The sequence below is a fragment of the Pseudoduganella sp. R-43 genome, from assembly GCF_049913255.1.
GTDB lineage: Bacteria > Pseudomonadota > Gammaproteobacteria > Burkholderiales > Burkholderiaceae_D > Rugamonas.
Map to the genome: position 1 here is coordinate 287,090 of NZ_CP183988.1, position 19,545 is coordinate 306,634.

Consider the following 19,545-nt stretch of genomic DNA (forward strand, 5'->3'; position numbering starts at 1 on the left):
GGAGTTCATGAACCTGCTGCCCATCCTGATTGCCGGCCTCGCCGGCAGTGTGCATTGCGCCGGCATGTGCGGCGGCATCGTCAGCGCGTTCAGCGTTGGCGGTCCGTCCGCCGCGCCGGCGCGTGCTCGCGTGATCCCGATTGCGCGCATGGGCACGGGTGGAACTGCCGCCATGACTTGGGCCGGCGCCAATGCAGGCGCGCTTGGCCACGTGCTGGCCTATAACAGCGGGCGCATTGGCAGCTATATGCTGGCTGGTGCAATTGCAGGCGGCATCGCCGGCAGCATCGCCAGCCTGGCACAAATGGCATCCGCGCAGTTGATCGCCTACTGGATGGCCAACCTGATGCTGGTCGCCATGGGCCTCTACCTGATGGACGCCTGGCGCGGCCTGGCCCGCGTGGAGGCCGTGGGCGGCATCCTGTGGCGCCGCGTGCAACCGATGGTCAAGCCCCTGGTTCCGATGGATACGCCGTTGAAGGCGCTGGCGCTCGGCGGCCTGTGGGGCTGGGTGCCTTGCGGCATGGTGTACAGCATGCTGCTGACAGCCATGCTGACAGGCTCCGCGCTGGATGGCGCCCTGGTGATGGGCGCCTTCGGCCTGGGCACGCTGCCGATGCTGCTGGCGATGGGCATGGCTGGTTCGAAGCTGCGCCAGTACCTGCAAAAACGCTCAGTGCGAGTGGCCTGCGGCCTGCTGGTACTGGGCTTCGGCGTGCTGGGCCTGGCCCGCGCAGCCAGCGGCGGCCAGCACGCATTGTTCGATGTGCTTTGCCTGACGGTGCGGCCATGATGATGAATGAAATTGCGGCCTGCTTCCATTGCGGCCAGCCGGTCGCCGCAAGTGCCAACTGGCATGTGAACATCGAAGGCGTCGAGCGCGCAATGTGTTGCCCTGGCTGCGCGGCTGTTGCGCAGACCATTGTCGATATCGGCCAGGCCAGCTACTACCGCGAACGCAATGGCTTTGCCGCGCCGGGCGAGGCGGGCGTCGCAGCGGCGCTGGTGCCAGCCGCGCTCGCGCTGCCGGAAGACGATCCGAACATCATCGACGATGGCGATGCGCGCGAAACGACCTTGCTGGTGGAAGGCATCCGCTGTGCCGCCTGCGTGTGGCTGATCGAGCATCGGCTGCGCCAGGTCGAAGGCGTGGAAATGGCCAACCTGAACGTCGCCACGGAAAAGCTGTTCCTTCGCTGGCACAAGGATAAAACTACCGCCGCGGCGCTGCTGGAGGCGGTGCGCAGCATTGGCTACAACGCCTGGCCTTACGATACCAGCCGCCACGACGCGCAGCTGCAGAAAGCCAGCCGCACGCTGGGCCGCCAGCTCTTCGTTGCCGGCCTGTCGATGATGCAGGTGATGATGTACGTGGCGCCGGAATACATGGCCGGTGACGACGGCACGCTGGATGCCGGCATGGCTAGCCTGATGCGCTGGGCCAGCCTGCTCCTGACGCTGCCCGCCATTGCCTACTCTGCCCAGCCTTTCCTGAAAGGCGCCTGGGCCAGCCTGAAGGCGCGCGTGCTGGGCATGGACGTGCCGGTGGCATTAGGCATCATGGCCGCCTTCATCGGTAGTGCCGTATCGACTTTCCGCGGCCACGGCGAGGTGTATTACGACTCGGTCACCATGTTCATTTTCCTGCTGCTGGCCAGCCGCTACCTGGAAATGGTGGCGCGCCGCAAGGCAGCCAGCGCCTTGTCGCGCCTGCGCCATGGCGTACCGGAGATGGCGCAGCGCCTGGCTGCCTGGCCGGACCTGCGCGATGCCACCACCGTGCCCGCCAGCGCACTTGCCGCCGGCGACCATATCATTGTCAAAGGCGGCGAATCCGTGGCAGCCGATTGCGTTGTCGTTGAAGGCAGCACGGCCGTCGATCTGTCGCTGCTGACCGGCGAGAGCGCCCCGCAGCGCAAGACTGTCGGCGATACGATTCCCGGCGGCGCGGTCAACGCAGGCAGCCCGGTCGTACTGCGCGTCGAGAAGCCGGCGCGCGAAAGCACCCTGGCCGGCCTGCTCAAGCTGATCGAGCGCGCCGGCAGCGCCAAGCCGCAAATCGCGCAATGGGCGGACCGTACCGCCTCTTGGTCTGTCGCTGCGCTGCTGCTGTTCGCGGCGGCCAGCTTTGGCTTCTGGACCTGGCATGACGCAGTGCGCGCCTGGCCGGTGGCGATTGCCGTACTGGTGGTGTCCTGCCCATGCGCCTTGTCGCTGGCGACTCCCTCGGCGCTGGCAGCAGCGACAGACCGCCTGTTGGGCAAAGGCGCCCTGGTCGTGCAGCCGCATGTCCTCGAGACTTTGCACCGCACCACACATATCGTATTCGACAAGACCGGCACGCTGACGGAAGGCTGCCCAACCGTGCAAAACATCGACGCGATCGATGGCGCGCGGATCATCGGCATCCTGCGCGTGGCAGCGGCACTCGAAACTGGCAGCGCGCACCCGATTGCACGGGCCATCAGCGCCGCCGCTGAAGCGCATGGCGCTGGCGCGGCTGGCGCCACCGGCCTGCACGAACTGGCGGGGCAGGGCATGGAAGGCATGGTCAATGGTGTTCGCTATCGCCTCGGCACTGCGGCATATGTAGCCGGCATCGCTGGCAGCCCGGTACCGCGATCGGGCCTGGCCGGAACGGCTGGCGCTGCGGGCGCCACGGACAGCTCGCCGATGACCACCGTGTGGCTGGGCATGCAGGGCCGTTGGCTGGGACGTTTCCGCATTTCCGACGCACTTCGGGCGGATGCGCGGCGGACGGTTGAATTCTTCCAGCGGCTCGGCAAGGAGGTCGTGCTGCTAAGCGGCGACCAGCAGTCACTGGCGGAGAGCGTGGCAGGACAGTTGGGCATCACGGAGGCGATCGGCGACTGCCTGCCGGACGAAAAGCTGGCATACGTCCAGGCGCTGCAAGCGCGCGGCGGCGTGGTAGCGATGGTTGGCGACGGCATCAACGACGCCGCCGTGCTGAGCGCGGCCGATGTCTCTTTCGCAATGGGCAGCGGGGCAACGTTGGCACAAGTACATGCCGACTGCGTACTGCTCGACGCCCGCCTGCCGCTGCTGACGGAAACCGCCCGCAGCGCGGACAAGACCATGCGCGTGATTCGCCAGAACCTGGCCTGGGCCACGCTATACAACATTGTTGCCATTCCGGCAGCGGCCTTCGGTGTGCTGAACCCCTGGCTGTCCGGCGTTGGCATGGCGGCCAGCTCCGCCATCGTCGTTCTCAATGCGCTTCGTTTGCGCAGAGGTTAAAAAAATGGAATCACTTTACCTGCTCATCCCCATCAGCGTCGGCCTGGTTTTCGGCGCGCTGTGGTTGTTTTTCAAGGCCTCGGATGACGGCCAATTCGACGATCTGGTAGGCCCGGCCATCCGCGTTTTGCAGGACAACGACCGGATTTGATCCACGTCATGTTTTTTTGAAGTGCTCCTCGGTAACCTTTGACATATCTCATCAAAGTGTCTGCCTGGAGAATTCAAAGTGGATCAATCACTGGACTACAACTACAAGGTCGTGAAGCAATTCGCGATCGCCACCATACTGTGGGGCGTTGTGGGCATGCTGGTCGGCGTCATCATCGCCGCCCAACTTGCCTGGCCCGCCCTGAACCTGGACATTCCTTGGCTGACCTACGGTCGCCTGCGTCCCCTGCACACCAATGCAGTGATTTTCGCCTTCGGCATCAGCGGCCTGTTCGCCACGTCGTACTACGTGGTGCAGCGCACTTGCCAGGTCCGTTTGTTCTCCGACAAGCTGGCAGCTTTCACTTTCTGGGGCTGGCAAGCGGTGATCCTGGCCGCCGTGGTCACCCTGCCAATGGGTTTCACCCGCGGCAAGGAATACGCTGAGCTGGAATGGCCAATCTCGATCCTGATCGCCCTGGTGTGGGTCAGCTACGCGGTGGTCTTCTTCGGCACCATCGTCAAGCGCAAGGTCAAGCACATCTACGTGGCCAACTGGTTCTTCGGCGGCTATATCCTGGCGGTGACCCTGCTGCACGTGGTGAACTCGATGTCGATGCCGGCCTCGCTGTTCAAGTCCTATTCCATGTACACCGGCGTGCAGGACGCGATGATCCAGTGGTGGTACGGCCACAATGCGGTGGGCTTCATCCTGACCGCCGGCTACCTGGGCATGGTGTACTACTTCATCCCGAAACAGGCCGAGCGTCCCGTGTACTCCTACAAGCTGTCGATCGTGCACTTCTGGGCGCTGATCTTCACCTACATGTGGGCCGGTCCGCACCACCTGCACTACACCGCGCTGCCTGACTGGGCGCAATCGCTGGGCATGGTGTTCTCCCTGATCCTGCTGGCGCCAAGCTGGGGCGGCATGATCAACGGCATGATGACCCTCTCCGGCGCATGGCACAAGCTGCGCACCGACCCGATCCTGAAGCTGATGATCGTGTCCCTGTCCTTCTACGGCATGGCCACCTTCGAAGGCCCGATGATGTCGATCAAGACCGTCAACGCACTGTCGCACTACACCGACTGGGGCATCGCCCACGTTCACGGCGGCGCACTGGGCTGGGTGGGCTTCATCACCATGGGCTCGATCTACTACCTGATCCCACGCATGGCCGGCCAGACCAGGATGTACAGCACCAAGCTGATCGACCTGCACTTCTGGGTCGCCACCATCGGCGTCGTCCTGTACATCGCCGCGATGTGGATTGCCGGCGTGATGCAGGGCCTGATGTGGCGCGCAGTCAACGCCGACGGCACCCTGACCTACACCTTCGTGGAAAGCGTCAAAGCCACCTATCCGTACTACGTGGTGCGCTTCCTGGGCGGACTGCTGTACCTGGCCGGCATGTGCATCATGGCCTACAACGCCTGGATGACCCTGAAGGGCCGCGAAACGACGCGTGCACGCATCCCTGAATTGAGCATGGCCGCCTGAGTGGCAACTGATCGGAGTAGAAGATGAAATTTTCCCATGAATGGATTGAGAAGAACCCCTGGCTGCTGATCGCTCTGGTTACGCTGGTGGTATCGGTGGGCGGCGCGGTGGAGATCATCCCGCTGTTCTTCCAGAAGTCGACCACGGAGCCGGTGGCGGGCCTGAAGCCTTATTCCGCGCTGCGCCTGACCGGCCGCGACATCTATGTGCGTGAAGGCTGCTACGTCTGCCACTCGCAGATGGTGCGCCCGTTCCGCGCCGAGACCGAGCGTTACGGCCACTACTCGGTGGCGGGCGAGTTTGTGTATGACCGCCCGTTCCAGTGGGGCTCCAAGCGCACCGGCCCAGACCTGGCACGCGTTGGCGGCCGCTACTCCGACGAGTGGCACCGCACCCACCTGAACAACCCGCGTGACGTGGTGCCGGAATCGAACATGCCGAACTATCCGTGGCTGGCGCAGAACAAGCTGAAGGCGGAAGACGTGGTGCCGAAGATGCGCGCACTGAAGCGCATGGGCGATCCGTACACGGAAGAAGAAATCGCCGCCGCACCGGCCGAACTGGCCAACAAGACGGAAGAGGATGCACTGGTGGCTTACCTGCAAGGCCTGGGCACCCTGATCAAGACGAGGAACTGAAATGGAAAACTTTTTTGGCAATGCGAGCAATGTGATGACGGTGATTTCCTTCCTCACTTTCCTCGGCATCGTATGGTGGGCCCAGCGCGGTAACTGGGAAGAAGCAGCCAAGCTGCCTTTCGCAGACGAGGAGAAGGACCATGGCTGATTTCACCAGCGAATTCTGGAACCTGTACGTCGTCGTCCTGACCGTCATCGGCATCGTCGGCTGCGGCGTGCTGCTGTGGTCCCAGTCGTCCGTCAAAGGTTCAGCCCTGAAGTCGGTGGACGGCAAAGTCGGCACCACCGGCCATATCTGGGACGAAGACCTGACCGAACTGAATACGCCCATGCCGCGCTGGTGGATGTGGCTGTTCTACCTGACCATCGCCTTCGCCATCGGCTATCTGTGGCTGTATCCGGGCCTGGGCAGCTATAAGGGCTCGCTGGGCTGGACTTCCGCCAAGGAGCACAAGGAAGAACTGGCCAAGGCAGAGAAGGAGTACGGCCCGCTGTTCGACAAGTACAAGGGCCAGGACCTGAAAGCAGTAGCGGCAGATCCGCAGGCGCACGCCATCGGCGAACGCCTGTTCCTGACCTACTGCGCACAATGCCACGGTTCCGATGCACGCGGCAACAAGGGCTTCCCGAACCTGGCAGACAAGGACTGGCTGCATGGCGGCGATCCCGACACCATCAAGCTGACCATCATGAAGGGCCGCCACGGCGTGATGCCTCCGATGGGCGCCGCAGTGGGGTCGGAAAAGGATATCGAAAACGTTGCGCAGTATGTCCTGAGCCTGTCGGACAGCACGCACGACCCGATCAAGTCCGTCATGGGCAAGTCGAAGTTCAGCGCCTGCATGGCCTGCCACAGTGCGGGCGGCAAGGGAAACCCGATGCTGGGTGCGCCTAATCTGAGCGACAAGACCTGGCTGTACGGCGGCAGTGCCGAAACCATCATGGAAACCATCCGCAAGGGCCGCAACAACACCATGCCTGCCTTCGAGGACTTCCTCGGCGAAGGCAAAGTGCATGTGCTGGCAGCCTACGTTTGGGGCCTGTCGAACCCTCCAGTCACCGCTTCTCGGTAAGAAATGAACGCCCCCGCACCACAAGTCATCAAGATGTACGCCAAGCGCGAGGATATCTTCCCGCGCGAGGTGAAAGGCCATTACCAGAACCTGCGCTGGATCTGCCTGATCCTGACGCAACTGGTCTTCTACGGAGCGCCCTGGCTGCAATGGAATGGCCGGCAGGCCATCCTGTTCGACCTGATGTCGCGCAAGTTCTACATCTTTGGCCTGGTCTTGTGGCCGCAGGACTTCATCTACCTGGCGGCCATGCTGATCGCCTGTGCCTGGGGCCTGTTCCTGGTCACGGCGGTTGCCGGCCGCGTGTGGTGCGGCTTCTCCTGTCCGCAAACGGTCTACACGGAGATGTTCCTGTGGATCGAGCGTAAGTTCGAAGGATCGCGCAGCGCCCAGATGCGCCTGGCGAAAGAGCCGATGTCGTTCAACAAAGCCTGGCGAAAGGGCGGCAAGCATCTCGCGTGGCTGCTGCTGGCCTTGTGGACCGGCTTTACCTTCGTCAGCTATTTCTCGCCGCTGCACAACCTCGCCAAGGAAGCGCAGACGTTCAACTTCGGCCCATGGGAAACCTTCTGGGTGCTGTTCTACAGCCTTGCCACTTACGGCAATGCCGGCTGGCTGCGCGAGCAGGTGTGCAAGTACATGTGCCCTTACGCCCGCTTCCAGAGCGCGATGTTCGACCGCGACACGCTGATCATCACCTACGACGAAAAGCGCGGCGAACCGCGCGGCCCGAAATCGGAAGGCTCCTGCATCGACTGCTCGCTGTGCGTCCAGGTCTGCCCGACCGGCATTGATATCCGTAAAGGCCTGCAGTACGAGTGCATCGGCTGCGCCGCCTGCATCGATGCCTGCGATATCGTGATGGACAAGATCCAGCAGCCGCGCGGCCTGATTCGCTACAGCACCGATCGCGCAATGCAGCTCGGCCTGAGTGCGAAAGAGATCCGCAAGCGCATCATGCGCCCGCGCGTCTTGCTCTATTCCGGCGGCCTGCTGCTGTTCATCATCGCCGTATTCACCACCCTGGCCTTGCGCACGCCGCTGAAGATGGACGTGATCCGCGACCGCGGTTCGATGGGCCGCGAAGTGGAAAACGGCATGATCGAAAACGTGTATCGCCTCCAGATCATGAACACCGGCGAACAAGGCCATACCTACCGTATCCGTGCCAGCGGCATCGATACGCTGCAGGTTGCGGTACCGGATACCGTGGAACTGGGCCCGACCGAAACCCGCGCGGTGCCGATCCGCCTGCGCGTTGATCACGGCAAGGGCGAGACTGGATCCAACAAGATTGCGATTGAGCTGACGGCGCTGGATGATCCATCGCTGGCCGTCAAGGAAAAAGCGGTATTCATCGTGCCGCGCTAAGGAGATTGAAATGAATGCTACCGTCGCCCCCGCCGACGCCGCCCCTTGGTATACCCATCGCTGGCCATGGCTGCTGATGCTCGGCCCGGCCGTTGTGGCAGTGGCAGGCATCGCCACCAGCTACGTCGCTTTCACCAGCCAGGATGCGCTGGTGGTGGGCGACTACTACAAACAGGGTAAGGCGATCAACCAGGACTTGCGGCGCGACCGCGCGGCCGCCGCCCTCGGCCTGTCGATCGGCCTGCGCTACGACGCAGCGGAAGGCCTGCTGCACGGCCATGTCGGCAGCAGCAAGCCGCTCGCGGACGAAATACTGTCCGTGCGCCTGCAACACGCCACCCAGCCGAATCGCGACATGGTGCTGATGGCCCGCCCCGATGCCGCCGGCAACTTCAGCGTAGCGCTGCCGATGCTGGAGCGCTCGCGCTGGCAAGTGCTCGTCGAGGGCAAGCAGCGCGACTGGCGCCTGGAAGGCGTCTGGCAATGGCCTGTAGAACGCGAAGTGGCGATCCGCGCCGACGCTGGCACTACGCCCGGCACGGCACGCTAGCCGACCAGGTATTCGCGCGCCAGCGCACGCGCCCGATGCAGGCGGCTCTTGGTAGCCGCCGTCGTCAGGCCGAGTTCCTGCGCAATCTCCGCAATGCTCAATTCTTCAAAGTCGCGCAGCAGCACAATCTGCAGGTAGTCGCGCGGCAGCGATTCCAGCGCCTGCACCAGTTCCGTCCGCAAGCCTGCATCATCCTGCGATGCCAGCCATTGCTCGGCGCGCTCCTCGTCATACGGGTCGTAGTTGAAGGCGCGCCGCCCAAGCCGCCGGCACTCGCGCTGCACGACCTTGAACAGCCAGCCGGAAAACGCCGCCAGCACCTTCAGCGAAGACAGGCGGCGCGACATCACCAGCAGCACCTCCTGCACCGCATCATCCACGTCGCTGATCAGGCAATTGCGCTGCGCATAACGACGGATGTCGGGCTGGCACACCGCCAGCAGCTTGGCCAGGGCCTGCGGATCGCCGCTGTGGGCCGCCTGCAGCACCGGCTGGTGCTGTTCAAGAAGTGCCATTACCGATTCGCCTTATCCAGTTTGCGGCCCACCATGGCGCAGGCAGGGCAGAAGCCAAACAGCCCTGACAGCACGATCCCCGCCGCCGACAGCGCCACGACCGCGCCCCACAGCCCGCCGAGGGCCAGGACGGCCCACGCCACCACTGCCAGGCCAACGATCACGCGCAGGGCGCGTTCCCAGGTTGGGACATTTTTAACATAGAACATTTTGCACTCCTTTTCGCAGTTGGAGGGAAATTCCTCACCTGCTAAGAGGGGTCGATTCCGGATTTGGATTCGCGGTTACAAAAATAAATTACACTAGCCAGCAGCCCCCTCGCCCAAAGGACGTCGATGAAGCCTCTCGGGATCAATGTGAAGGTCGCACTTGCCACCAGCATCACGTCCATCGTGATGATTGCCGTGGTGACCGTATTGCAGGCACAACGCCTGCGCGAGGACTTCACCAAGGTACTGTTTGCGCAGCAGGATGCCCTGATCACCCGCACCGCCGAAGACCTGGACGACAAGCTGACTACCCTGCTGGACGTCATCGCCCAGTCGGCACGCAAGCAGCCGCGCAGCCTGATGAACGACCCCGCCGGCTTGCGCAACTGGTACGAGGAGCGCGCCATGCTGTCGATGTTCGACGACGTCATCGTGATCGATGCCGCCGGCAGCGTAGTGGCAGATGTTCCCCATATCACCGGACGGGAGAAGGTCTCGGTCGCAGACCGCGAATACTTCAAGAAAGTGCTGGAGACCCGCAAGCCGCTGATTGCGGGACCGATCAAGAGCCGCGTCAGCGGCCAGCCCATCGTACAGATGGTGGCGCCCATCCTGGACGAGCGCGGCAAGGTGGCCGGCGTACTGGCCGGCGTGCTGCGGCTGTACAAGGACAATATGCTGGGCCACCTGCGCACCGCCAAGGTAGGCAAGACCGGCTACTACTTCGCCGTGACGCTCGGCGAGCCGTCAATCTACGTGGTGCATCCCGAAGCCAGCCGCATCCTTCAGCCGCGGGCCCCGAATGCCAACCCGGCTACGACGCGCGCGATGAACGGGGAGTTCGAGGGCACCGTCTTCAGCACCAGTGCCGCCGGGGTGCCCGGCGTAAGCAGCTACCGGCGGCTGAAATCCACCGACTGGCTGCTTGCCTCCATCCTGCCGGTGAATGAAGCCTTTGAGCCTTTCGAAGGCGTTCTGTTACATATGCTGGCATGGGGCGTAGCGGCGTCAGTGGTCGCCGCGCTGCTGATCGGCTGGATCACGCTCTACCTGCTGGCGCCAGTGGCGAAATTGCGGAATGCGATCCAGGACCTGCGTGCCGCGCCCGGCGCGTTCACCCCAATTCCCGTCACCCGCAAAGATGAAGTTGGCGAACTGACGGAAGCATTCAACAGCCTGATGCAGGAGCGCCAGGCAGCCGAAGCCCACTCGCAGGCCCTGATGGCGGAAGCCGGCCTGCGCGCGGAGGAGCTGGAGCAGGAGCGCGACCGTGCCGAGGCGGCCAATCGCGCCAAGAGCGACTTCGTGGCGAATATGAGCCATGAGATCCGCACGCCGATGAACGCCGTGCTAGGGATGGTGTATTTACTCGGGAATACCTCGCTCAGCGCACAACAGCGCAAATACCTGAACATGATCCGCACTTCCGGCCAGTCCTTGCTGGGCATCCTGAACGACGTGCTGGACTTTTCCAAGATCGAAGCGCGCCGCATGGAACTGGCGCCGATCGACTTTGACCTGGACGAGGCGATGGCGACCCTGGCCACCACCATGACCATGAACGCCGGAGACAAGGAGCTGGAACTGGCCATCGTGGTGGCGCCGGACGTGCCAACCCTGCTGCATGGCGATGCGCTGCGGCTGCAGCAGATCCTGACCAACCTGGCCAGCAACGCCATCAAGTTCACCGAGCAGGGGGAAGTGGTGGTTTCGGTGAAAACGGCGGTACGGGTGGCCGACCGCGCACTGCTTTGCTTCGAAGTCCGCGACACCGGCATCGGCATGACGGAACAGCAGACTGCCCAGTTGTTCCATGCCTTCTCGCAGGGCGACGAGAGCATCACGCGCCGCTTTGGCGGCACCGGCCTGGGCCTGGCCATCACGCGCCGCCTGGTGGAGCTGATGGGTGGCCAGGTGCAGCTTCAAACCGCGCCCGGCGATGGCAGCACCTTCTCCTTCGAACTCTGGTTCAGCGTGCTGCCGGAACGCGCCGCAGCGCGACGCCTGCCGACGATCGGGCCGCTGAACGTGCTGGTAGCGGACGATAACAGCACCAGCCGCACCATGATCGCCCAACTGTTGCGCGCCTGGGGTTGGGATGCGGACGAAGTCGATAGTGGCGAGGCAGCCCTGCAGCGCTTCCAGGAACGGCTGTCCGGGCCCCACCCTTATGACGTGGTGCTGACCGACTGGCACATGCCAGGTTCGGATGGCTATGCCTCGGCACGCGAAATCAGGCGGGCAGCCGAGGGCCACCGCCAGCCTATCGTGGTCACCATCAATGCTTTCGCGCGCGCGCAGGTCGACGATATCGCCAGCACGCCGGAAGCGGATGCGGTACTGGTCAAGCCGATCACGGCATCGAGCCTGTTCGACGCCCTGCACCAGGCGCTGGCGGCATCCAGCGGAGCCGAAGATGCTTCTGCGTCGGCTTCCGCACTGGGCAACCGGCTGCGCGGCGCGCATTTCCTCCTGGTGGAGGACAACCTGCTGAACCAGGCCGTTGCACGCGGCATCCTGGAACTTGCCGGCGCAACGCTCGACGTGGCGGGCGACGGCCAGCAGGCGGTCGATATCCTGCGGGCCAGCGCCAGCCGCTATGACATCGTGCTAATGGATATGCAGATGCCGGTGCTGGATGGCTTCAGCGCCACGCGCATGATCCGCGACGAGCTGAAACTGGACCTGCCGGTGATAGCCATGACCGCAGGCGTGCTGGCTTCCGAACGCCATCGCTGCACCGAGGCCGGCATCACCGATTTCATCGCCAAGCCGGTGGTGATCGAGGAGATGATGGCGGTGATAGAGCGCTACCTGCGCAAGCCTGCAGGAAGCGCGCCCGCTGCCAACGATGCCGGCACGGCGCCCTCGGAGCAGGCACCGTCCGAGCAGGTATTCAGCATGGACAGCCTGATGCGCGTGATGGGCAAGGACCAGAAGGGCCGGGCGGTCATGTTCAAGATGGTGCGCGGCGCGCTCGAAGGCGGCCTGCAGCCCATGGACGATGCGGATGCGGCAGTGCGCGCGGGCCGGCCCGGCGAAGCGGCGCGCATCCTGCACAGCCTGCGCGGCGCGGTCGGCGTGCTGGGGGCAAAGCGGCTAGTGAAGGCCACGCTGGACGCCGAATCGGCAATCCGGGTCGGCAATCCGGACAACCTGCCGGGCATGCTGGCTGCCGTGCGCTACGAACTGGAGCAGGTGCTGGCGCACGGGCGCCGCTGGCTGGAGCAGGAAGACCGCTAGTTGTCGCGCCGGTTCAGGTAAGCGCCGGCAGCCAGGCCTGCCCCGAAGGCCAGGTACACCATCAGCAGCGACGTATGCGACAGGCGCTCCTCGAATCCCGGCCGCAGCCGGTGCGGCGTCAGCTGGTAATCGGTGAAGCAGGCGACAGCGCTTGCCGCCGCCGCCACGGTGGCGGTGGTTGTCGCCTCCTTCTTGTCGAGCGTCTTGCAGCAGGACTTTTCAAATAGCGCGGCCCAGAACATCGACGCCCCGTGGTGGATCAGGTATCCGACCAGCGTGTGCTTGAGCGTAGGCTTGTCGACGCGCGTCGCCTTGTCACCCCAGAGCCAATGGCTAACCGCATTTACTCCTGCAAACATGCTGCCGGCTTCGCGTTTGCCGCAAGCGGCCAGCACCAGCGTCGAGGCAAGGCTGGCCAGTGCGCCGGGCAATACGCTGTGCTTGAGCGCCGTGCTCCAAGTGTCCATGGCGATTCTCCCTTTTCGTGTAATGTCCGAGGACGGGAGGAGGAGCCGATGCGGGTGCTGCTGACCGGCGCTACAGGGTTTATCGGGTCGCGTGTTGCGGCGGCCTTGCTGGCGCGCGGTCATGAGGTCATTGCTGCCGGGCGGCATCCCAGCCGCGACGACCGCATGGGCTTTGTTCCTGCCGACTTCGTCCACGATACCGAAAAAGCTGTGTGGGCGGCGCGCCTCAAGGGCGTGGATGCGGTGGTCAACGCGGTCGGTATTTTTCGTCCGCAAGGCGCAGCTTCTTTTGCGGTTGTGCATGATGCGGCGCCGCGCGCGCTGTTCGCCGCCTGCGCGGAGGTGGGCGTACGTTATGTGGTGCAGGTGTCGGCGCTTGGTGCGGATGCCGGCGCGCGTTCAGCTTTTCACGCGAGCAAGAAGGCGGCCGACGATGCACTGGCTGCGTCGCAGCTGGACGGCTGCATCGTGCAGCCCTCGCTGGTCTATGGTGCGGAGGGCGCCAGCGCGCGCATGTTTCGCATGCTGGCCAGCATGCCGCTCGCGGTCCGGCTGGGCAGTGCGCCGCAGCTGGTACAGCCGGTCCATATCGACGATGTCGTAGCCGCTATCGTTATCCTGGTCGAGCGGGGAGCCGCCGAGCGTCCTGCGACGGGCGCCGGCGTGGCGCGCCTGGCGCTGGTTGGCCCGGAGGCGCTGCCATTCGTGGATTACTTGCGCGCGTTGAGGGAAGCGATGGGCCTGGGCCGGTGGCGTTTGCCGGTGCTGCGGTTGCCGGATTGGCTCGCACGCAGCCTGTCGCGCGTTGCGGGCATCCTTCCAGGGAGCCCACTCGACCGCGAGGCGCTGGAGATGCTGGCGCGCGGGAATACCGCTGACGCGGCCCCCCTGGCTGCACTGCTGGGCCGCCAGCCGCGTGCGGTGCGCGACTTTATTGCCCAGCCGGAGGCTACACGCAGCCAGGCGCAACTCGACTGGCTGCTGCCCGTTCTGCGTGTGAGCATCGCCGCTGTGTGGATCTGGACTGCCATCGTATCGGCCGGCCTGTATCCGGTCGCCGACAGTTACACGCTGCTGGTTCGCACCGGCGTGCCGCAAATGCTGGCGCCGCTGATGCTGTACGGCGCATCCGCGCTCGACCTTGCCTTCGGCGTGGCAACGCTGGCTTGGCCACGCCGCAGCCGACGCTGGTTATGGCTTGCGCAGATCGCCCTGATCGCCTTCTACAGCATCGTCATCGCCTGGCGCCTGCCCGAATTCCTGCTCCACCCCTATGGCCCAATCAGCAAGAACCTGCCCATGCTGGCCACGCTGTGGATGCTCTACGAAATGGAGAAACCGTCATGGAATACCTGATCGTCAAATGGCTGCACGTCCTCTCTTCAACGCTGCTGTTCGGCACAGGCATCGGCTCCGCGTGGTACCTGCTGTTCGCGGTGATCAGCAAAAATGTGCAGGCAATTGCCGTCGTCACCCGCATTCTGGTGATTGCCGACTGGCTGTTCACCGGCGTTACGATGATCGCCCAGCCGGCGACCGGCTTTTACCTGATCCATCTCGCCGGCTTTCCCATACACACGCCCTGGATCAAATGGTCCGTCGTGCTGTTCGTGATCGCCTTGCTGTGCTGGCTGCCTGTCGTCTGGCTGCAAATGAAGATGCGCGATGTCGCGGCGGAAGCGATGCAGCAGGCGGCGCCGCTGCCTGCCCAGTTCTGGCGCTACTTCCGCGCCTGGGTCGTGCTTGGCATTCCGGCTTTCTTCGCCTTCATCGCCGTGTTCTACTTGATGGTCGTGAAGCCGGCCTGGGGATAGATGGCCTGGCCGCGCTCCAGCATGGCGACGAATTCGCCAATCCGTTTGGCCCGTGTTTCCGCGCGCTTGGCCTGGTGGGTGCGGAACAGGATCGAATAGCGGTTCTGCGAGCTAAGCTTCGAGAAGTTCGCACGCGCCTTGGCGCTGGCATCCAGCGCTGCCTGCAAATCGGCCGGCACTTCCGCCGCGCTCCATGAGTCATATGCTGCTTCCCAGCGGCCGTCCTGCTTGGCGCGCTCGACTTCCGCCAGCCCGGCAGGCTGCATCAGCCCCTTTTCGGCCAGTGCGGCGACCTTGTCGCGGTTCACCTTGGACCAGATGCTGCGCTTGGCGCGCGGCGTGAACTTTTGCAGCCAGTATTGCTCGTCGATGCTCTTCTTCTGACCGTCGATCCAGCCGAAACACAGGGCCGCGTCCAGCGCTTCCGGGTACTGGACCGACGTTTCCGGCGCCTCTTTCTTGGCGATCTTCATCCACACGCCGGGCGAGGAGGAATGCTGCTTTTGCAGCCACGTCCACCATGCTTTTCCTGTGGCAAACAGGCGCTGCTCCAGTTCGACTTTAGTGCTCATAGTTTGACCTTTCGTGCGACTTCGACAAAAGCCTTGGCGGCCGGCGAGGCCTGCGCCAGGTTGCGCAGCGCCAGCCCGACTCGGCGCCGCACTGGGGGCGAGAAGGGGCGCACCGCGATGTTCGGATGGGTGGCAGCCAGGTCGATCGGCAGCGCCAATTCTGCCATGCCTGACACGCCATCGCCGCGCCCCACCATGCCCAGCACGGTCAGCACCTGCGACATGCGGTAACGGACTTGCGGGCACAGGCCCTGTGCGGCAAACAGCGGCTCGATCAGGGTCGAACAGCCGGCGTCCGGCATGATGAAAGGCTCGTTCGCCAGGTCGTGCGCGCTGACGGACTTCTTGGCCGCCAGGCGGTGGCCTGCCGGCAGCAGCGCCACCATCTGGTCCTCCACCAGGTCGACGGTGTCGAAACGGTCGTCAGGCTGCTGGATAAAGCCGATGTCGACGCGGCGGTCGAGAATCCATTGCAGGGTGTCGTCGTCCGTGCCTTCGTCGATGCGCACTTCAATGCCGGGATAGCGCTTCTGGAAGACGTCGAGAATGGCCGGGATCAGCTTGAGCGAAGAGGTCGGGCCGAAGGAGCCGATGCGCAGCAACCCCTTATTCAGGCCGCTGGCTGCCGACACTTCCTGCCGCATCGATTCCGCCAGGCCGAGGATCTCTCGGGCGCGCACCAGCAGGCGCTGGCCCAGTTCCGTCACGTCGGCCGTGGCGCCTTGCCGTTCGATGAGCTGGGCGCCCAGCTCCTGCTCCAGCGACTTGATGGCATGTGAGATAGCGGACTGGCTCACGCCAAGCCGCATGGCGGCGGCGGTGAAGCCGCGCAATTCCGCCACGAGGGCGAAGATTTCCAGTTGGGTGAAAGTCATGAGGATTTACTCATTTTTCTATGAGTCAGGATTAGTATTAATGTATAACCTCCTTCACTGACACGCAAGGCCCACTGCCATGATCTACCTGAAACTGATCGCCTGCACCCTGATATGGGGCGGCACCTTCATCGCCGGCCATATTGTCTCGAATGCACTGCCGCCGCTGACGGCAGCCTCCATCCGCTTCTCGATTGCCGCCGCGCTGCTGCTGGTGCTGGCCTGGAAGCGGGAAGGCGGCCTGCCGAAACTCTCGATGCAGCAACTGGGGGCGACCGCCGCCTTGGGCCTGACCGGTATCTTCCTGTACAACTTCTGCTTCTTCTCTGCGCTGGGCAAGATGGAAGCCAGCCGCTCGGCGCTCTTTATCGCGATGAATCCGATCGTGACCGCGCTGGCCGCTGCCGCCGTGCTGCGCGAACGCCTGAACTGGCAGAAATGGGCGGGAATCGGCATTGCCTTTGTCGGCGCCACAGTACTGATCACGCGCGGCGAGCCGATGGCGGCCTTGCATGACATCAGCCAGTCGATCGGCGTTGGTGAATTGATGATGCTGGGCGCAGCCTCCTGCTGGGCAGCCTACACGCTGGTCGGCCGCGCCGCACTGAAAGGCCTGTCGCCGATCGCCGCCACCACGTATGCCTCGCTGTGGGGCCTGGGCTTCCTGCTGATCACCGCCTCGCGTGAGTTGCCGAACGTGGCTTGGGCATCGCTGGGCTGGCAGGTGTGGGCGTCGGTTACCTACCTTGGCGCTTTCGGCACCGTGGTGGCTTTCGTGTGGTGGTATGAGGGCGTGAAGGCCCTTGGCCCGGCACGCACGGCGGTGTTCAACAACCTGGTGCCGGTATTCGGTGTATCGCTCGCGGCGTTGATGCTGGGCGAGCAGGTGATGGCTTCGATGATTGCCGGCGGCCTGCTGGTGGCCACCGGCGTGACAATCACAAATCGATAATCAAGCGCTGATCAGGCTTGAAATGCCCATGCCTTCGGCGGCCAGGATCATGGTCATCGCGGCCAGTGAGGCTGAACGAAGGGCCTCATCGCGCTGGGCGCGTTCGTCGCCGTCCATCGAGCCCTGAGCCATGCGGGTCCAGCTATCGATAACGGGTTGGATAAGTATGCCTTTATCCACAGCCGGTTTCAGCGCCGCCGCCACCTGGTCATGCACCTTCAAGGTGCCGCTGATGATGAAGGTGACCGGCGCATCCACAACTTTCTGCTGGCCGAAAGACAGTTCGCGCAGCTTTTCCCGCGCTTCCTGCGAGCGCACGGCGACAAACTGCCAGTTCTGTACGTTGTAGGCGGAAGGCGCCAGCGTCGCCAGGCGTGCCAACTCCGCTACCTGCTCGTCGCTGACAGGCGCCGCCGGGTCGAAGTAGTTGGCCGAGACGCGGGATTCGATCAAGTCCTTGATTGGGTTAGACATTATTTAGCCTCCTGCAGCTTAAGTTGAAGAGTGAGTACGCTGCCCAGCACCACGGCCAGGCCAATCATTGCGGTGCCGCCGAGCTTCTGCCCGAGCAGGAGCCAGCCCAGGACGACGGCGGTTGCAGGGCTCAGCAGGCCGAGCGAGGACACGGCAACCGGCGACAGCTTGCTCAGGCCACGGAACCACAGCAGGTAAGCCACCAGGGCGCCGACGAAAGTCAGGTAGGCATAACCGAGGATCTCGCTGGCAGCCAGCGAGGCAGGCAGCGGCGGATCGGCCAGCAGCGCCAGCGGCGTGAGCATCAGGCCACCGAGCAAGAGCTGCCAACCGGCCAGTTCAACCACCGGCAAGCCGGTTTTCCAACGGCGCGCCAGCCAGGTACCGACAGCCATGCTCAGGGCGCCGGCCAGGGCTGCTGCAACGCCGAGGGCATCCCAGCGGGCGGACGGCGACAGCAGGAGGGCGGCCATGCCGGCCACGCCCACCGCAGCCGCGCCGAGTGCGGCCCATTGCGGGCGGCGTCCATCCCATCCCCAGGCCAAGCCCATGATGACGATTGGCTGGATCGCGCCCAGCACGGCTGCCAGGCCGCCCGGCAGGCGATAGGCGGCGACGAACAATAGGGCCTGGAAGGCGCCGATGTTCAGCGCCGCCAGCACGGCGACGCGCCACCAGAGATGGCGGGCCAGCATGCGGCCGGCGAACAGCACCAACAGCAGGCCGGCCGGCAGGGCGCGCACGGCGGCGGCGGTGAAGGGACGCCCGGCGGGCAAGATTTCGGTGGCAACGATATAGGTCGAACCCCAGATGACGGGGGCCAGCGCGGTGATCGCGGTATCGGCTAGGGGGAATTTTTTCATGGCTGCAAAAGTATCTTGAAATCGAGATAAATCGAGATAGATCGAAGTATAGCCGAATTTATCTTGAAATCGAGATAAATTGTTATAATCGTCCCGATAGATAACTGGAGACGGCTGTGGATAAAGTGGATTTAATCCTGGAGCAGTGGGCACGGGAGATGCCCGCCCTGGACGTGGGACCAATGGGCGTGATCGGGCGCCTGAACCGCTGCGCGGCGCTGATGCGGCGCCGGCTCGACGCGACATTCGAGCAATTTGGGCTCAGTAACTGGGAATTCGACGTGCTGGCGACCCTGCGCCGGTCTGGCGCACCTCACCAGTTGGCGCCAACCGCGCTGTTTTCGCAGCTCATGGTGACATCGGGGACGATGACACACCGCCTGCAAAGGCTGGAGGCACAGGGCTGGGTGACGCGCGCGCCGAATCCAGCCGATGCGCGCAGCCTGCTGGTCCAGCTCAGCCCTGCCGGGCTGGAATTGATCGAGCGCGCTGTGGCGGCGCACGTGGAAAATGAGAAGAACATCATGGCCCCGTTCGGGGCCGATGGCTCAGCCGCGCTTGACGCGCAGCTGCGCAAGCTGCTCGCTATGCTGGAGTCTTGAAGGCGCCGACCTGGGCGCCGATACGTGCGCCCATGGCCTCGCCCAGGGCCTGCAAGCCGCTCAGCGGGCGCACCATCACCTCGAATTCGACGATCTTGCCGGCGTCGTTGAAGCGAATGAAGTCGATGCCCTTGAGCTGTTTGTCACCGACGTTGGCGCTGAATTCCAGCACCACGCTCAGGCCATCGTCGGTCGCCAGCTGGCGGTGATAAGCGAAGTTCTCGAACACCTGGTAAGCCGTGTTCAGCACCAGCACCACCGCCTCCCGGCTGGCGTAAGGCTTGTTTGCAATCGGCGAGCGGAACACCGCATCCGCATCGACGATGGAGGGCAGGGTGGACAAATCACCGCCGGCGATCATCTTGTGCCAGCGTTCGAGCGATTCCGCAACGGCCGGTTGCAGCAGCATGGGCTT

Annotated in this window: 22 protein-coding genes; 14 read left to right on the plus strand and 8 right to left on the minus strand. The window is 63.9% G+C overall.

Going from position 1 to position 19,545, the window contains the following annotated elements:
- Positions 1 to 7: 7 nt before the first annotated feature.
- From ACN9M3_RS01320 to ACN9M3_RS01360, 9 genes are all read left to right on the plus strand, one after another.
- Entirely contained in the window at positions 8 to 793 is a 786-nt protein-coding gene (locus ACN9M3_RS01320) for a sulfite exporter TauE/SafE family protein (RefSeq protein ID WP_426320044.1), read from the plus strand.
- Positions 790 to 3,258, plus strand: coding sequence for a heavy metal translocating P-type ATPase (locus ACN9M3_RS01325; protein ID WP_426166815.1), 2,469 nt, complete (start codon positions 790 to 792; stop codon positions 3,256 to 3,258). Before ACN9M3_RS01320 ends, ACN9M3_RS01325 begins: the two co-directional genes overlap by 4 nt.
- A gap of 4 nt (positions 3,259 to 3,262) precedes the next feature.
- Positions 3,263 to 3,409 carry a cbb3-type cytochrome oxidase assembly protein CcoS gene (ccoS, locus tag ACN9M3_RS01330; protein WP_426166817.1) on the plus strand — a complete coding sequence of 49 codons (147 nt, stop codon included), beginning with the start codon at positions 3,263 to 3,265 and terminating at the stop codon, positions 3,407 to 3,409.
- Between the two features lie 78 nt (positions 3,410 to 3,487).
- The gene (gene ccoN / locus ACN9M3_RS01335) at positions 3,488 to 4,912 is read left to right on the plus strand and encodes a cytochrome-c oxidase, cbb3-type subunit I (protein WP_426166819.1); all 1,425 of its coding nucleotides are present in this window, start codon (positions 3,488 to 3,490) and stop codon (positions 4,910 to 4,912) included.
- A 23-nt stretch (positions 4,913 to 4,935) separates the two neighbouring features.
- Positions 4,936 to 5,550, plus strand: a complete 615-nt coding sequence (gene ccoO / locus ACN9M3_RS01340; protein WP_426320047.1) for a cytochrome-c oxidase, cbb3-type subunit II — start codon at positions 4,936 to 4,938, stop codon at positions 5,548 to 5,550.
- A gap of 1 nt (position 5,551) precedes the next feature.
- The gene (locus ACN9M3_RS01345; RefSeq protein WP_426166823.1) at positions 5,552 to 5,698 is read left to right on the plus strand and encodes a cbb3-type cytochrome oxidase subunit 3; all 147 of its coding nucleotides are present in this window, start codon (positions 5,552 to 5,554) and stop codon (positions 5,696 to 5,698) included.
- Positions 5,691 to 6,623 (plus strand): cytochrome-c oxidase, cbb3-type subunit III, encoded by a 933-nt coding sequence (gene ccoP, locus ACN9M3_RS01350; protein WP_426320049.1) that lies wholly within the window; start codon positions 5,691 to 5,693, stop codon positions 6,621 to 6,623. The genes ACN9M3_RS01345 and ccoP overlap by 8 nt, the downstream gene beginning before the upstream one ends.
- Positions 6,624 to 6,626: 3 nt before the next feature.
- Positions 6,627 to 7,994 (plus strand): cytochrome c oxidase accessory protein CcoG, encoded by a 1,368-nt coding sequence (gene ccoG / locus ACN9M3_RS01355; protein WP_426320051.1) that lies wholly within the window; start codon positions 6,627 to 6,629, stop codon positions 7,992 to 7,994.
- A gap of 10 nt (positions 7,995 to 8,004) precedes the next feature.
- Positions 8,005 to 8,544 (plus strand): FixH family protein, encoded by a 540-nt coding sequence (locus ACN9M3_RS01360; RefSeq protein ID WP_426166829.1) that lies wholly within the window; start codon positions 8,005 to 8,007, stop codon positions 8,542 to 8,544.
- On the opposite strand, the gene ACN9M3_RS01365 is transcribed toward ACN9M3_RS01360, so the two are convergent.
- Both ACN9M3_RS01365 and ACN9M3_RS01370 read right to left on the minus strand, forming a co-directional pair.
- Positions 8,541 to 9,059, minus strand: a complete 519-nt coding sequence (locus tag ACN9M3_RS01365) for an RNA polymerase sigma factor (protein ID WP_426320053.1) — start codon at positions 9,057 to 9,059, stop codon at positions 8,541 to 8,543. The genes ACN9M3_RS01360 and ACN9M3_RS01365 overlap by 4 nt on opposite strands.
- Entirely contained in the window at positions 9,059 to 9,268 is a 210-nt protein-coding gene (locus ACN9M3_RS01370) for a YgaP family membrane protein (RefSeq protein WP_426166833.1), read from the minus strand. The genes ACN9M3_RS01365 and ACN9M3_RS01370 overlap by 1 nt, the downstream gene beginning before the upstream one ends.
- A gap of 126 nt (positions 9,269 to 9,394) precedes the next feature.
- Between ACN9M3_RS01370 and ACN9M3_RS01375 the strand changes: the two genes are divergently transcribed.
- Positions 9,395 to 12,511 carry a response regulator gene (locus ACN9M3_RS01375; protein ID WP_426320055.1) on the plus strand — a complete coding sequence of 1,039 codons (3,117 nt, stop codon included), beginning with the start codon at positions 9,395 to 9,397 and terminating at the stop codon, positions 12,509 to 12,511.
- Here the strand turns inward: ACN9M3_RS01375 and ACN9M3_RS01380 are convergent.
- The gene (locus ACN9M3_RS01380; RefSeq protein ID WP_426320057.1) at positions 12,508 to 12,978 is read right to left on the minus strand and encodes a hypothetical protein; all 471 of its coding nucleotides are present in this window, start codon (positions 12,976 to 12,978) and stop codon (positions 12,508 to 12,510) included. The genes ACN9M3_RS01375 and ACN9M3_RS01380 overlap by 4 nt on opposite strands.
- A gap of 48 nt (positions 12,979 to 13,026) precedes the next feature.
- Here ACN9M3_RS01380 and ACN9M3_RS01385 point away from each other — a divergent pair, with 48 nt between their 5' ends.
- Together ACN9M3_RS01385 and ACN9M3_RS01390 are read left to right on the plus strand one after the other, a co-directional pair.
- On the plus strand, positions 13,027 to 14,334 hold the full coding sequence (locus tag ACN9M3_RS01385; RefSeq protein WP_426320059.1) for an SDR family oxidoreductase: 1,308 nt from the start codon (positions 13,027 to 13,029) through the stop codon (positions 14,332 to 14,334).
- On the plus strand, positions 14,322 to 14,792 hold the full coding sequence (locus ACN9M3_RS01390) for a DUF2269 family protein (RefSeq protein ID WP_426320061.1): 471 nt from the start codon (positions 14,322 to 14,324) through the stop codon (positions 14,790 to 14,792). Before ACN9M3_RS01385 ends, ACN9M3_RS01390 begins: the two co-directional genes overlap by 13 nt.
- Here ACN9M3_RS01390 and ACN9M3_RS01395 read toward each other — a convergent pair.
- Positions 14,759 to 15,364, minus strand: a complete 606-nt coding sequence (locus tag ACN9M3_RS01395) for a YdeI/OmpD-associated family protein (protein WP_426320063.1) — start codon at positions 15,362 to 15,364, stop codon at positions 14,759 to 14,761. The two genes, ACN9M3_RS01390 and ACN9M3_RS01395, sit on opposite strands and share 34 nt — an antisense overlap.
- Positions 15,361 to 16,239, minus strand: coding sequence for a LysR family transcriptional regulator (locus tag ACN9M3_RS01400; RefSeq protein ID WP_426320065.1), 879 nt, complete (start codon positions 16,237 to 16,239; stop codon positions 15,361 to 15,363). The genes ACN9M3_RS01395 and ACN9M3_RS01400 overlap by 4 nt, the downstream gene beginning before the upstream one ends.
- Positions 16,240 to 16,318: 79 nt before the next feature.
- Here ACN9M3_RS01400 and ACN9M3_RS01405 point away from each other — a divergent pair, with 79 nt between their 5' ends.
- Positions 16,319 to 17,191: a DMT family transporter gene (locus ACN9M3_RS01405; RefSeq protein WP_426166847.1), complete on the plus strand. Its 873-nt coding sequence runs from the start codon at positions 16,319 to 16,321 to the stop codon at positions 17,189 to 17,191.
- Here the strand turns inward: ACN9M3_RS01405 and ACN9M3_RS01410 are convergent, their stop codons facing one another.
- Both ACN9M3_RS01410 and ACN9M3_RS01415 read right to left on the minus strand, forming a co-directional pair.
- On the minus strand, positions 17,192 to 17,665 hold the full coding sequence (locus tag ACN9M3_RS01410) for a nitroreductase family protein (RefSeq protein WP_426320068.1): 474 nt from the start codon (positions 17,663 to 17,665) through the stop codon (positions 17,192 to 17,194).
- Complete coding sequence (locus ACN9M3_RS01415; RefSeq protein ID WP_426166851.1) at positions 17,665 to 18,528, minus strand: EamA family transporter; 864 nt, start codon at positions 18,526 to 18,528, stop codon at positions 17,665 to 17,667. The genes ACN9M3_RS01410 and ACN9M3_RS01415 overlap by 1 nt, the downstream gene beginning before the upstream one ends.
- A gap of 158 nt (positions 18,529 to 18,686) precedes the next feature.
- Between ACN9M3_RS01415 and ACN9M3_RS01420 the strand changes: the two genes are divergently transcribed.
- Positions 18,687 to 19,130 (plus strand): MarR family winged helix-turn-helix transcriptional regulator, encoded by a 444-nt coding sequence (locus tag ACN9M3_RS01420; RefSeq protein WP_426172356.1) that lies wholly within the window; start codon positions 18,687 to 18,689, stop codon positions 19,128 to 19,130.
- On the opposite strand, the gene ACN9M3_RS01425 is transcribed toward ACN9M3_RS01420, so the two are convergent.
- Positions 19,114 to 19,539: a nuclear transport factor 2 family protein gene (locus tag ACN9M3_RS01425; protein ID WP_426320070.1), complete on the minus strand. Its 426-nt coding sequence runs from the start codon at positions 19,537 to 19,539 to the stop codon at positions 19,114 to 19,116. The two genes, ACN9M3_RS01420 and ACN9M3_RS01425, sit on opposite strands and share 17 nt — an antisense overlap.
- Between the last annotated feature and the right edge of the window lie 6 nt (positions 19,540 to 19,545).